Genomic DNA, 12,288 nt, shown 5'->3' with positions numbered 1-12,288 from the left:
TCAGGGTCCGACGGAGGCCGATCGGGCCGGTGGCGTCGGCCAGCCATCGATCTCGCGGTGGCGCAACCGCGTGGACCAGGCGCTGGAAAACGCCTTGGCCAGGCGCTCCACGAGGTAGACCGACCGATGCTGTCCACCCGTGCATCCGATGGCCACGGTGACGTAGCTGCGGTGATCGTCCAGCATGTGCGGCAGCCAATGGCGCAGGAATGTGTCGATCTGCTCCTGCATCACCTCCACCTCGGCATGGCGAGCCAGGAACTCGGCCACCGGTCCGTCCCGTCCGGTGAGCGGGCGCAGGTCGGGTTCGTAGTGCGGGTTGGGCAGCATGCGGACATCGAACACGAAGTCGGCGTCCATCGGAATGCCGCGCTTGAAGGCAAACGACTCGAACACCAGGGTGAGCGGGGCCTGCTGGGCGCCGATCAGCTCCTTGATGTGGCTGCGCAGCTGCGCTGGGCGGATCAGGCTGGTGTCGAGCACCTGGGCGCGGTCGCGCAGTTCCGACAGCAGTTCGCGCTCGTATTCGATGGCGTCCGTGAGCGCACGGTGCTCGTCGTTGGAAGGCTTGAGCGAGAGCGGGTGGCGGCGGCGCGTTTCGGAGAAACGCCGCACCAGCGTGTCGGTGGTGGCGTCCAGGAAGACCGTGGTGAGGTGGACATCCTGTCCGGGCTGGTGCCGTATCTCGGCCAGGCGCGCGGGCAGTCCGGGCAACGACGCGGCGCTTCGCACGTCCATTGCAATCGCCACCTTGCTGGCGCGGTGGCTTTGTTCCAGGGCGATGAATGAGGCCAGCAGCTCGGGCGGCAGGTTGTCGACGCAGTAGTAGCCGAGGTCTTCCAGCGCGGTCAGGGCGATCGACTTGCCCGAGCCAGACATACCAGTGATCAGCACCAGCTCGATCGGCTTGAGGGGCTGGGCGGGGTCTGGCGTGTTCATGCGGTCAGCAGTTCCCGGGCGTGCGCCAGCGAGACTTCCGAACGGTCGTTGCCACCGAGCATCCTTGCCAGTTCGCTCACGCGCTGTTCGTCAGTGATCGGGGTGACGGTGCTGTGCGTGACCGAGCCGCTCCGGCGCTTGCTCACCAACAGGTGGTGGTCCCCGCAGGCAGCGACCTGGGGCAGGTGGGTGACGGCGAGCACCTGGCGGTCGCGGCCGAGCTGGCGCAGCAGTTGCCCCACGGTGTGCGCCACGGCACCACCGATGCCCGAGTCGACCTCGTCAAAGATCAGGGTCGGGGCCTGTCCCAGCCGGCTGGTGACCACCGAGATCGCCAGGGCAATGCGCGAGAGCTCTCCGCCCGAGGCCACCTTGCCGACCGGGCGAGGGCTCACGCCGGCATGACCCGCCACCAGGAACTCCACCTGCTCCCAGCCATGTGCCTGCGGCTCCTCCAGCTTTGTAAGGCCCACCTCGAAGCGGCCTCCCTGCATGCCCAGGGTCTGCATGGCCTCGGTGACGGCGCGGGACAGCTTGGGCGCTGCCTGCTGGCGCAGCTTGCCCAGGCGCTTGATTTCAACCTCAAACGTACCCCAAGCCTTGCGTTCCGCGGCGCGCAGGGCGTCCATATCCATGGCCTGGTCGATGCTTTCGAGCTCCTTCTTCCAGCCCGCGAGCAGCTCGGCCAGTTCTTCGGGCGGCCGACGGTAGCGGCGGGCCAGCGACATCCATTGCGACAGGCGCTGATCCAGCGCCTCCAGCCCCGAGGGGTCCAGATCGGCGTGGCGTGCGTAGTGGTGCAGGCTGTGCACCGTGTCCTGCACCTGGGCCAGGGCCGCCTGCAGTGCTTCGATGGCGTCGTTGAACGCCGGTTCCAGGTGGGCCTGTGCCTGCAGTGCGGACAGCGCCCGGTGGATCAGCGACGCGGCACTGCTGTCCTCATCGTCCAGCACCGCAGCGGCCTCGCGTGCGGCGTCCATCAGGCCCTGCACATTGGCCAGGCGGCTGTGCTGTGCGTTGATGTCTTCCCACTCGCCCGCTTGTGGCTGCAGCTTGTCGAGCTCGCCGATCTGCCAGGCCAGCCGCTCGCTTTCCTGCTGCAGTGTGTTCTGGCGCTCGGCCGCATTCTCCAGCGCCTTGCGGGCCTGGCGCCAGTCGGCCCAGAGAGTGGAAGCCGCCGAGGTGTCGACCCCTGCGTATGCATCCAGCAGGCCGCCCACGGCATCGGCGCGCGTCAGGCTCTGCCAGGCGTGCTGACCGTGGATGTCGACCAGGTGATCGGCCAGGGCCTTGAGCTGGGCCATGGTGGCCGCGCTGCCGTTGATCCAGCCGCGGCTGCGCCCGTCGGTGTCGACGGTGCGGCGCAGCAGCAAGCCGTCTTCGCCTGTGGCATAGCCCTGTTCGTCCAGCCACGGCCGCAGGGAAGCGGGCAGGTCGAATTCAGCCGCGATCTCGCAGCGCGTGGCGCCTTCGCGCACGACGCCGCTGTCGGCGCGCGCACCGAGCGCCAGCTGCAAGGCGTCGATGAGGATCGACTTGCCGGCTCCGGTTTCGCCGGTCAGCACGTTGAAGCCCTGGTCCAGATCGAGGTCCAGCGAGGGAACGATGACGAAGTCACGCAAGACGATGCGTCGGAGGCTCATGGCTTCGGAACAAACGAAAGGAAGGCGGCTATTTTGACCGCTCTCAGGCGCCCTCGTTCCAGTGCAGCTTCTTGCGCAGGGTGTCGAAGTAGCTCCAGCCCAACGGATGCAGCAGTCGCAGCGTGTGTTCCGAGCGGCGCACGACGATGCGGTCACCGTGCAGCAGGCTGGTGAGCGACTGCATGTCGAAGTTGGCGCTGGCGTCCTTGCCTGAGACGATCTCGACCGCCACCTCGCAGTGCGAGGGCAGCACGATGGGGCGGTTGGACAACGTGTGGGGTGCGATCGGCACCATGATCCATCCGCCCACTGAAGGGTGCAGCAGCGGGCCACCGGCCGACAGCGCGTAGGCGGTGGACCCGGTGGAGGTGGCGATGATCAGGCCGTCGGCGCGCTGGTTGGCCACGAAATGGCCGTCCACCTCCACCCGCAGCTCGATCATGCTGGCCACGCCGCCCCGGTTGACGACCACATCGTTCAGGGCGGTGGCCTCGAACACGCAGCGGCCGTCGCGCCAGACGCTGGCCGCCATCAGCGAGCGGTGGTCTTCCTCGAACTCGCCGCGCAGGATGGCCCGCAGGTTCTCCTGGTAGGCACCCAGTGGAATGTCGGTGATGAAACCCAGGCGGCCCTGGTTGATGCCTACCAGTGGCACGCCATAGCGGGCCAGTTGCCGGCCGATGCCCAGCATGGTGCCGTCGCCGCCCAGCACCAGCGCGAGATCGATCGACTGACCCATGGCCGGCACGTCCAGTGCGGGGTATTGAAGCAGGCCGGTGTTGAGCGCGGTGTCCTTCTCCAGCGAGACGTCGCAGCCTTCGTCGTGCAGGAACTCGGCCAGTGTCTCGACCACCTTGCGAGAGCCCGGTGCCTGGTACTTGCCGACGATGGCCACGTGGGCGAATCGCAGGCGGCGCTTGGGCGCAGGGGCCGCATGGCGGCTGGTGTCTGGCTGGGTCATGCACAAATTACAACATAGGGGGCAAGGGACGCCGGCCCCCCGTAAACCCTTGCTCTCATTTCCTGTTTTCGGGTGACACCGTCCGTAAAATGAGGCCATGCTGGACGACCGATCCAAACTTCTGCTCAAGACACTGGTCGAGCGCTACATCGCCGACGGCCAGCCCGTCGGTTCCCGCACGCTGGCCAAGGCGGCCGGGATGGAGCTCTCCCCGGCGACCATTCGCAACGTGATGAGCGACCTGGAGGAGTTGGGGCTAATCGCAAGCCCCCGCACCTCGGCCGGGCGCATCCCCACCGCGCGGGGCTACCGGCTGTTCGTGGACACGATGCTCACCGTGCGGCGCGAAGACCTTTCGGGTGCGGAGAACATCGGCGCCACCGGCATCGAGGCGGGCGCCCAGCCACAGCGCGTCATCAGCCACGCCGCCCAGATGCTCTCCAGCCTGTCGCAATATGTGGGCGTGGTCATGGCGCCGCGGCGCGCTTCGGTGTTCCGGCACATCGAATTCCTGAGCCTGTCGGAGCGCCGTGTGCTGGTGATCCTAGTGTCGCCGGACGGGGATGTGCAGAACCGGATCATTCACACCCAGGCGAACTTCACCCAGTCTCAGTTGCTGGAGGCGGCCAACTTCCTCAACGCCCACTACGCCGGGTTGACGATGGAAGAGGTGCGGGCGCGGCTGCGCAACGAGGTTGAGGCCTTGCGGGGCGAGATCGCGGCGCTGATGCAGGCCGCCGTGGACATCGGGGCGGATGCGAGCACCGAGCGCGAGGAGGTGGTGGTCTCGGGCGAGCGCAACCTGCTGTCGGTCAGCGAGTTTTCCAGCGACATGGGGCACCTTCGCCAGCTGTTCGATCTGTTTGAGCAGAAGACCCAGCTGATCCGCCTGCTCGACGTGTCCTCGCAGGCCGATGGCGTGCGCATCTACATCGGTGGTGAAAGCCATGTCGTGCCGTTTGAAGACCTGTCGGTGGTCACCGCGCCCTACGAGGTGGACGGCCAGGTGGTGGGCACGCTGGGCGTCATCGGTCCGCAGCGCATGCCCTACGACCGCATGATCCAGATCGTCGACGTGACCGCCAAGCTGGTGAGCAACGCCCTGAGCCACAAGTGAGAGGGGCATGGCGGCCGCCTACAATGCGGGCCTCATCGGGCCGTTAGCTCAGTTGGTCAGAGCAGAGGACTCATAATCCTTTGGTCGTTGGTTCAAGCCCAACACGGCCTACCAAAAAAACCGTGCTACAATGCATGTCTTCGCGGCTGTAGCTCAGCTGGATAGAGTACTTGGCTACGAACCAAGGGGCCGTGGGTTCGATTCCTGCCAGCCGCACCAAATGAAAAGCCCGCAGTCACAAGCTGCGGGCTTTTTTCTTTTCCGCTCCGAAACGTTCTTCCCGGGCCGTTCTTTCATGAGCAAAGCATTCACCCGCGAAACCGACTCCGACGCAGACGACGACCTGCCCGAACCGGCGGTGCTGCCGACCGGGGTGAACTACATCACCCGGGCGGGTTACGACCGGCTGCGGACCGAGCTGATGGCGCTGATCGACGACGAGCGGCCCCGCATCGTCGAGATTGTTCACTGGGCCGCCAGCAACGGAGACCGGTCCGAGAACGGGGACTATCTTTATGGCAAGAAGCGCCTGCGTGAAATCGACCGCCGTATCCGCTTTCTCACGCGCCGGCTTGAGATCGCCGAGGTGGTGGACTGCTCGCAGCACCATGGTGGCGACCAGGTGTTCTTCGGTGCCACCGTGATCTATACGGACGATGAGGGCAAGGAGACCACGGTGACCATACTCGGCGTGGACGAGGCTGACAGCGCCCGCGGCGAGATCAGCTGGGTGTCCCCGGTGGCCCGGGCTCTGCTGAAGGCGCGCGTGGGCGATCTGGTCCGGCTGGTGGTCCCCGGCGGAAGCCAGGAACTGGAAATCCTCTCGGTCAGCTATCCCGCGCCCGGGGCCTGACGCTTGCCAGTCAGCTGGCGCGGAACCGCTGCGCCTTGATCACCGAGGTGGTCCGCTTGAGGCTGCGCAGCACTTCGGCAAGGTGCACCCGGTCGCGCACGGCCACGGAGAAGCGGATGTCGGTGGCTGTCTGTGCGGGCTCGTCGCCCATGTCCACGTGGGTGATGTCCGCCTCGGCCGAGGCGATGGCGGAGGCCACGCGAGCCAGAACCCCCTTGCCGTTGGTGACCGTGACCACCACGGTGGTGTCGAACGGACGCGTCGGCTCATCGGCCCACTCGACCTGCAGGAAGCGCTCACCGTCGCGCGCCAGCAGGCGCTTGCCAGTGGGGCAGTCTTCGGTGTGCACCGTCAGCCCCTCGCCACGGCCGAGATAGCCCACGATGCGGTCGCCCGGGATCGGCTGGCAGCAGCGCGCGAACTGGACCGACAGGCCTTCGCTGCCATCCAGACTGACGACCCCCTGGGAAACCGATCCGTCCTCACCGGTGGCGTAGCGCTCGGTGCTGATGAGCACCGCGTCGGGTTTGAGCCCGGTTTCGGCCAGCAGCACGGCGAGCTTCTTGCCCACCATGCTGGCGATGCGCTTGCCCATGCCGATGTCTGACAGCAGTTCCTCGCGCGACTTGGTGCCGGTGAAGCGCAACAGCTTGTCCCAGGTGGCCTTGTGCTCGCCACTGGCATCGGGGAGTTGGGCGATGCCTTCGGAGCGCAGTGCCTGCGCCAGCATGCGCTCACCAAGCAGATGTGTCTTTTCCTGTGCCAGCGTCTTGAGGTGGTGCCGGATCTTGGAGCGCGCGCGACCGGTCTTGACGAAGGACAGCCAGGCCGGGTTGGGCTCGGCGGACTCGCTGGTGAGAATCTCCACCACGTCGCCGTTGGCGAGTTCGGTGCGCAGCGGGCGCTGTTCGCCGTTGATGCGGGCACCCACGGCGCGGTTGCCCACGCCGCTGTGGATGGCGTAGGCGAAGTCCATCACCGTGGCACCCCGCGGCAGCGCGAGGATCTTGCTCTGGGGCGTGAACACATAGACCGCGTCGGGAAACAGGTCGATCTTGATGTGATCCCAGAACTCGCTGGCATCGTGCGTTTCCTGCTGGATGTCCAGCAGGGACTGCAACCACTGTGTGCCCAGGCGCTGGGTGGTGTCGCTGTTGGGCTCGTTGGCCTTGTACAGCCAGTGGGCGGCGACGCCAGACTCGGCCACCACGTCCATCGCGTGGGTGCGCAGCTGGAACTCGATGTTGGTGCCGAAGGGGCCGATCAGGGTGGTGTGCAGCGACTGATAGCCGTTGACCTTGGGAATGGCCACGTAGTCGCGGAACTTGCCGGGCACCGGTTTGTAGAGCTGGTGCAGCAGGCCCATGCCGGTGTAGCAGTCGGTCAGCTCGGGCACCACGATGCGGAAACCGTAGATGTCGGTGACCTGCGAGAAAGACAGGTGCTTGCTGTCCATCTTGCGGTAGACGGAATAGAGCGTCTTTTCCCGGCCGACGATGCGCACCTGCATGCCGTGGCGGGCAAACGCGCCTTCCACCTCTTTCTGCACGCGGGCGATGAGGTCCTTGCGGCGGTTGCGGGATTTGTTCAGCGCCTTGGACAGCACCTCGTAGCGCCAGGGGTGCAGGAAGCGGAACGACAGGTCCTGCAGCTCGCGGTAAGTGAAGTTCAGACCGAGGCGGTGGGCGATCGGGGCGTAGATCTCCAGCGTCTCGCTGCTGATGCGCTGCCACTTGTTGCGCGGCATGTCGCCCATGGTGCGCATGTTGTGGGTGCGGTCGGCGAGCTTGATCAGGATCACCCGCACGTCCTTGGCCATCGCCAGCAGCATCTTGCGGAAGGACTCGGCCTGGTTCTGCTCGCGGGTGTCGAAGGCCAGCTTCTCCAGCTTGGTCAGGCCGTCGACCAGGTCCGCGACCGGAGCGCCGAAGCGTTCGACGAGTTCGACCTTGCTCACGCCGCAGTCTTCCATCGCGTCGTGCATCAGGGCCGCCATCAGCGCCTGGGCATCCAGCTTCCACTCGGCGCACTGGGCCGCGACCGCGATGGGATGGGTGATGTAGGGGTCGCCGTTCTTGCGCAGCTGGCCCAGGTGGGCCTCGTCGGCGAATCGGTACGCGCGCCGGATGGCCTCGATGTCGGCCGCACCCAGGTAGTCCAGCCGACCCAGCAGCGCTGCAAAGCTCGCCGCCGCTGCGCTGGCGGCGGGATGGGCCTGTGGTGCAGGCGGGGCGAGGCTGCCGGGGTCGGCGTTGGTGATCATCCCCTTACTGTAGCGCGAGACGCACGCCACCACCGCCGGTGCGGGAGATCAGCGCGCGGGGGGCACGAGGATGGTCGGGCGGGCTTCCGGGAGCTTTTCCGGGTAGTCGCGGCTGTAGTGCAGGCCGCGGCTTTCCCTGCGCAGCATGGCCGACATCACGATCAGGTCGGCCACCTGGACCAGGTTGCGCAACTCCAGCAGGTCACGCGTGACGTGGAACTGGGCGTAGAACTCCTGGATTTCGCCCTGCAGCAGGGCGATCCGGTGGGCCGCACGTTCCAGCCGCTTGTTGGTGCGCACAATGCCCACATAGTCCCACATGAAGCGGCGCAGCTCGTCCCAGTTGTGCGAGATCACCACCTGTTCGTCGGCGTCCTTGACGCGGCTGGCATCCCACAGCGGAATCTCGGGCCGTGGCGCCGTGGTGGCGGTGTGGATGGCCTTGACCGCAGCCTGGGCGAACACCATGCACTCGACCAGCGAATTGCTGGCGAGGCGGTTGGCGCCGTGCAGGCCGGTGCAGGTGGTCTCTCCCACCGCGTACAGGCCATCGATGTCGGTGCGGCCAGCCAGATCGGTCACCACGCCGCCGCAGGTGTAGTGCGCGGCCGGTACGACGGGGATCGGCTCTTTCGTGATGTCGATGCCCAGCTCGGCGCAGCGCGCCAGGATGTTGGGGAAATGCTCCTTCAGGAACTCCGGGCTCTTGTGCGAGATGTCCAGGTGCACGCAGTCCAGGCCGTGCTTCTTCATCTCGTAGTCGATGGCACGTGCCACGATGTCGCGCGGCGCCAGCTCGGCGCGCGGGTCGTGGTCGGGCATGAAGCGGTGGCCGCCCAGGTGCGCCGGCAGCTTGAGCTGGCCGCCCTCACCGCGCACCGCCTCAGTGATGAGGAAGTTCTTGACGTGCGGGTGGTATAGGCAGGTCGGGTGGAACTGGATGAATTCCATGTTGCCGACCCGGCAGCCCGCTCGCCAGCCGGCGGCAATGCCGTCGCCGGTGGCGGTGTCGGGGTTGGTGGTGTACAGATAGACCTTGCCCGCGCCGCCGGTGGCCAGGATGGTGTGCGGTGCCGCGAAGGTCTCGACCTCGTCGCGGTCCACGTCCAGCACATAGGCGCCGTGACAGCGCTGGGCACTGTTGCCGGGCTGGTGTCCGGGCAGCTTGGCATCGGTGATCAGGTCCACCAGCATGTGGTTCTCGAAGAACGTGATACCGGGGGTCTTGCGGGCCAGGCTGCTCAATGTGGCCTGGACGGCGGCACCAGTGGCATCGGTGGCGTGCACAATGCGACGGTGGGTGTGGCCGCCCTCGCGGGTCAGGTGCAGCTCGCCGTTTTCGGTGGAGAAGGGAACGCCCAGTTCCTGCAGCCATGCGATGGCCGCCGGAGCGTTCTCGACCGTGAACTGGGTGGCTTCCAGGTCGCACAGTCCGGCGCCGGCCACCAGGGTGTCGTCCACGTGCGAGGCGTAGCTGTCGCCCTCTGCCAGCACGGCGGCAATGCCGCCCTGGGCCCAGTTGCTGGAGCCGTCGGAGATGCCGCGCTTGGTCACCACGGCCACACGGTGGGTGGGGGCCAGCTTGAGGGCGGCGGTCAGGCCGGCCAGTCCGCTGCCGATGATGAGGACGTCAAAAGTATGGGTGGTCATGATGCTGGGGTGTAGGCCAGGCGCACGTAGATCGGCGCGAAGGCCTCGGCCTGGGTCAGCTCGATCAGCGTTTCCTTGGCCAGTTCGAGCATGGCGATGAAGGTGACGACCATGACCTGCGGGCCGCGGGTGGTGTCGAACAGTTCGCCGAACTCGACGAACTTGCGGCCCTGTAGATGGCGCAGCACGATGCTCATGTGCTCGCGCACCGAGAGCTCCTCGCGGCTGATCTTGTGGTGCTGGACCAGCTTGGCGCGTTTCATGATGTCGCGCCAGGCCGACTGCAGGTCGAGGGCAGTGACATCGGGGAAGCGCGGTTGCAGCGCCTGCTCGACGTACACCTGGGCGCGCAGGAAGTCGCGGCCGTACTGCGGCACCTCGGCCAGGCGCTGGGCGGCCAGCTTCATCTGTTCGTATTCGAGCAGCCGGCGCACCAGCTCGGCGCGCGGGTCTTCGGCTTCTTCGCCCTCGGCCGTCTTCTTGGGCGGCAGCAGCATGCGCGACTTGATCTCGATCAGCATGGCCGCCATCAGCAGGTACTCGGCCGCCAGTTCGAGGTTGCTGGCGCGGATCTCGTCGACGTAGCTCAGGTACTGGCGGGTCACCGCCGCCATCGGGATGTCGAGGATGTTGAAGTTCTGCTTGCGGATCAGGTAGAGCAGCAAGTCCAGCGGGCCCTCGAAGGCTTCGAGGAAGACCTGCAAGGCGTCTGGCGGGATGTACAGGTCGCGCGGCAGGTCGAACAGCGGCTCACCGTACAGGCGCGCCAGCGCCACCTGGTCGACCACGTCGGGCAGCACGGCATCCAGACCCTCCGGGGGCGCATCGAGTGCGCCGGCCTCGTTGCTCATCGCAGGCTCGGGACGGAATGGCTCAGTGCGGATCGGGCTGGGTCTGGTAGACGTAGGGCTGCTGCGGCACGCGCGCGGCCTGCGCCTGGGCGAGCAGGTCGCGGTCGACCTGCTTGTCCCACAGAAGCGAACGCCCTTGAAGCTGACCCTGCTCGATCTCGGGCCGGCTGGACTTGAGCTGGTCGATGAACTGTGTGGTGTCGGAGGTGTAGTGGGGGCGGCCGAAAATGCTCATGGCAAGAAGGCGCAGGGCGCCGGTCAGCGGAAAACCCGCGATTTTACCGGTCGGCCCGTTTCATCCGGCGTGCCGGTCGGCAGCCTCGCCCCGCAGCCGGGCGCCGAAGCCGGAGCGTTCGATCAGCGATTGCGGTTGCGGATTCAGCTCGGTCAGTTCCAGGGTGCCTCCGCGCTTGAGGATGGCCTTGTGCAACTGTTCCAGTGCATCCAGGCCGGTGGTGTCCAGGGAGATCAGCCGGCTGGCGTCCAGTGTCACCGCCAAGCCCGCCGGCGCCCGCTCGACCGAAGCCACGATGGGGTCGATCTTGGCGACGGCCCCGAAGAACAGCGAGCCATAGAGCCTGAAGTGGAGCTGCCCGGGGTGCTGCTGGGGCACCGGGTCGGCGCGGAAGATATCGCTCTGGCGCCTCACGAACAGCAGGCAGGCCAGCACCAAGCCCAGTTCCACGGCCACGGTGAGGTCGAACACGATGGTCACCAGGAAGGTGGAGACCATCATGAGGCGGTAGTGGTTGGTGAACTGCTTGAGGCGACCGAACTCGCGCCACTCGCCCATGTTCCAGGCCACGAACAGCAGCACGCCGGCCAGCACCGCCAGCGGGATGTGCTGCGCCAGCGGTGCGGCGATCAGGACCACGGCGGCCAGCGTGCCCGCGTGCACAATGCCCGCGACCGGCGACACCGCCCCTGCGCGGATGTTCGTCACCGTGCGCGCGATGGTGCCGGTGGCTGGCATGCCGCCGAAGAAGGGCACGGCGAAGTTCGCTACCCCTTGCGCCATGAGCTCCTGATTGGGGTCGTGCTTGGGGGTGTCACCGAGCTGGTCGGCGACGCGGGCGCAGAGCAGCGACTCGATCGCGCCTAACAGCGCGATGGTGAGCGTGGGCGTCACCAGGAGCTTCACGGTCTGCCAGCTGAAGTCGGGCAGTTCGAAGGTCGGCAGGCCCTGCGGGATGCCACCGAAGCGGGAGCCGATGGTCTCGACCGGCATCTGCAGCAGCCAGGCCAGCAGCGTCAGCGTCACCAGCGCCACCACCGGCGCCGGCAGCCGCGAGGTGGCCTTGAGCGCGCTGATGGTGTCCACCTGCTCCAGCTGGCGCCGGAACTGCGAGTCCACCGCCCACAGCCGCGGCCAGATGAACAGGCCCACCACGCACAGCACGCCCAGCAGGCAGGCGTAGGGATTGAAGCTGCCCAAGTGCTGGGCGATGGTGGCGATCTGGCCGAAGAAATCGCCCGGCATCTTGGCGATGTCCAGCCCGAGCCAGTCGCGCACCTGCGAGAGCGCGATCAGCACCGCGATGCCGTTGGTGAAGCCGATCACCACGCTGACCGGCACGTAGCGCACCAGGGTGCCGAGGCGGAAGAGACCCAGCAGGAACAGCAGCACGCCGGCACTGGCGGTGGCGATCAGCAGGTTGGCCACGCCGTAGCGCTCGACGATGCCGTAGACGATGACGATGAAGGCGCCGGCCGGACCGCCGATCTGCACCGAGGTGCCGCCCAGGGCGGAAATGAGGAAGCCGGCGATGATGGCCGTCCACAGGCCGGCCTCCGGCTTGAGGCCGCTGGCGATGGCAAACGCCATGGCCAGTGGCAGCGCCACGATGCCGACCGTGGCGCCGGCCCCCATGTCGCGCACCAGCTTTTCGCTGTTGTAGCCGCGGATGTCCTGGAACAGGCGGGGCCGGAACGGCGCCAGCGGGGGCAGGTTGTTCAGCATCGTCAGATGTTACCGTTTGCATACCCCCGCGCCATGGTGCATGGGGTGGTG

The 12,288-nt window shown here is 66.9% G+C and carries 10 protein-coding genes and 2 tRNA genes; 4 read left to right on the top strand and 8 right to left on the bottom strand.

The window, feature by feature from the left end; genetic code table 11:
* Genes rapZ through HFL01S_RS04480 form a run of 3 tightly spaced genes read right to left on the bottom strand, consistent with a single transcriptional unit; the run spans position 1 to position 3,543 of the window.
* The gene (rapZ, locus tag HFL01S_RS04490; RefSeq protein WP_066255260.1) at positions 1-939 is read right to left on the bottom strand and encodes an RNase adapter RapZ; all 939 of its coding nucleotides are present in this window, start codon (positions 937-939) and stop codon (positions 1-3) included.
* Entirely contained in the window at positions 936-2,582 is a 1,647-nt protein-coding gene (recN, locus tag HFL01S_RS04485; protein WP_066255257.1) for a DNA repair protein RecN, read from the bottom strand. The genes rapZ and recN overlap by 4 nt, the downstream gene beginning before the upstream one ends.
* A 43-nt stretch (positions 2,583-2,625) precedes the next feature.
* Positions 2,626-3,543 (bottom strand): NAD kinase, encoded by a 918-nt coding sequence (locus HFL01S_RS04480; RefSeq protein ID WP_066255254.1) that lies wholly within the window; start codon positions 3,541-3,543, stop codon positions 2,626-2,628.
* 97 nt (positions 3,544-3,640) lie between these two features.
* Between HFL01S_RS04480 and hrcA the strand changes: the two genes are divergently transcribed.
* The 4 genes from hrcA to greB all read left to right on the top strand — a co-directional run bounded on the left by hrcA (position 3,641) and on the right by greB (position 5,513).
* Positions 3,641-4,660, top strand: a complete 1,020-nt coding sequence (gene hrcA / locus HFL01S_RS04475) for a heat-inducible transcriptional repressor HrcA (protein WP_066255251.1) — start codon at positions 3,641-3,643, stop codon at positions 4,658-4,660.
* Between the two features lie 37 nt (positions 4,661-4,697).
* A tRNA-Ile gene (locus HFL01S_RS04470) sits at positions 4,698-4,774 on the top strand.
* 28 nt (positions 4,775-4,802) lie between these two features.
* Positions 4,803-4,879, top strand: a tRNA-Arg gene (locus HFL01S_RS04465).
* A 1-nt stretch (position 4,880) separates the two neighbouring features.
* Positions 4,881-5,513 carry a transcription elongation factor GreB gene (gene greB, locus HFL01S_RS04460; protein ID WP_084383085.1) on the top strand — a complete coding sequence of 211 codons (633 nt, stop codon included), beginning with the start codon at positions 4,881-4,883 and terminating at the stop codon, positions 5,511-5,513.
* A 10-nt stretch (positions 5,514-5,523) separates the two neighbouring features.
* Here the strand turns inward: greB and HFL01S_RS04455 are convergent, their stop codons facing one another.
* The 5 genes from HFL01S_RS04455 to HFL01S_RS04435 are packed head-to-tail and all read right to left on the bottom strand — an operon-like array spanning position 5,524 to position 12,237.
* Positions 5,524-7,776 (bottom strand): RelA/SpoT family protein, encoded by a 2,253-nt coding sequence (locus HFL01S_RS04455; RefSeq protein ID WP_084383084.1) that lies wholly within the window; start codon positions 7,774-7,776, stop codon positions 5,524-5,526.
* A 48-nt stretch (positions 7,777-7,824) separates the two neighbouring features.
* Positions 7,825-9,426 carry an L-aspartate oxidase gene (nadB, locus tag HFL01S_RS04450; RefSeq protein ID WP_066255249.1) on the bottom strand — a complete coding sequence of 534 codons (1,602 nt, stop codon included), beginning with the start codon at positions 9,424-9,426 and terminating at the stop codon, positions 7,825-7,827.
* Positions 9,423-10,277 carry a segregation and condensation protein A gene (locus HFL01S_RS04445; protein WP_066255246.1) on the bottom strand — a complete coding sequence of 285 codons (855 nt, stop codon included), beginning with the start codon at positions 10,275-10,277 and terminating at the stop codon, positions 9,423-9,425. The genes nadB and HFL01S_RS04445 overlap by 4 nt, the downstream gene beginning before the upstream one ends.
* Before the next feature lie 22 nt (positions 10,278-10,299).
* Positions 10,300-10,512, bottom strand: coding sequence for a DUF3460 family protein (locus HFL01S_RS04440; protein ID WP_066255241.1), 213 nt, complete (start codon positions 10,510-10,512; stop codon positions 10,300-10,302).
* A gap of 60 nt (positions 10,513-10,572) precedes the next feature.
* Positions 10,573-12,237, bottom strand: a complete 1,665-nt coding sequence (locus tag HFL01S_RS04435) for a SulP family inorganic anion transporter (RefSeq protein ID WP_066255237.1) — start codon at positions 12,235-12,237, stop codon at positions 10,573-10,575.
* Positions 12,238-12,288 lie beyond the last annotated feature (51 nt).

It is taken from the genome of Hydrogenophaga flava NBRC 102514, from assembly GCF_001571145.1.
GTDB lineage: Bacteria > Pseudomonadota > Gammaproteobacteria > Burkholderiales > Burkholderiaceae_C > Hydrogenophaga > Hydrogenophaga flava.
This window is presented reverse-complemented; position numbering and strand designations above follow the sequence as displayed.

Coding starts and splice junctions, on each gene's coding strand:
- rapZ (WP_066255260.1), bottom strand. CDS start 939: ATGAACACGCCAGACCCCGCCCAGCCCCTCAAGCCGATCGAGCTGGTG.
- recN (WP_066255257.1), bottom strand. CDS start 2,582: ATGAGCCTCCGACGCATCGTCTTGCGTGACTTCGTCATCGTTCCCTCG.
- HFL01S_RS04480 (WP_066255254.1), bottom strand. CDS start 3,543: ATGACCCAGCCAGACACCAGCCGCCATGCGGCCCCTGCGCCCAAGCGC.
- hrcA (WP_066255251.1), top strand. CDS start 3,641: ATGCTGGACGACCGATCCAAACTTCTGCTCAAGACACTGGTCGAGCGC.
- greB (WP_084383085.1), top strand. CDS start 4,881: ATGAAAAGCCCGCAGTCACAAGCTGCGGGCTTTTTTCTTTTCCGCTCC.
- HFL01S_RS04455 (WP_084383084.1), bottom strand. CDS start 7,776: ATGATCACCAACGCCGACCCCGGCAGCCTCGCCCCGCCTGCACCACAG.
- nadB (WP_066255249.1), bottom strand. CDS start 9,426: ATGACCACCCATACTTTTGACGTCCTCATCATCGGCAGCGGACTGGCC.
- HFL01S_RS04445 (WP_066255246.1), bottom strand. CDS start 10,277: ATGAGCAACGAGGCCGGCGCACTCGATGCGCCCCCGGAGGGTCTGGAT.
- HFL01S_RS04440 (WP_066255241.1), bottom strand. CDS start 10,512: ATGAGCATTTTCGGCCGCCCCCACTACACCTCCGACACCACACAGTTC.
- HFL01S_RS04435 (WP_066255237.1), bottom strand. CDS start 12,237: ATGCTGAACAACCTGCCCCCGCTGGCGCCGTTCCGGCCCCGCCTGTTC.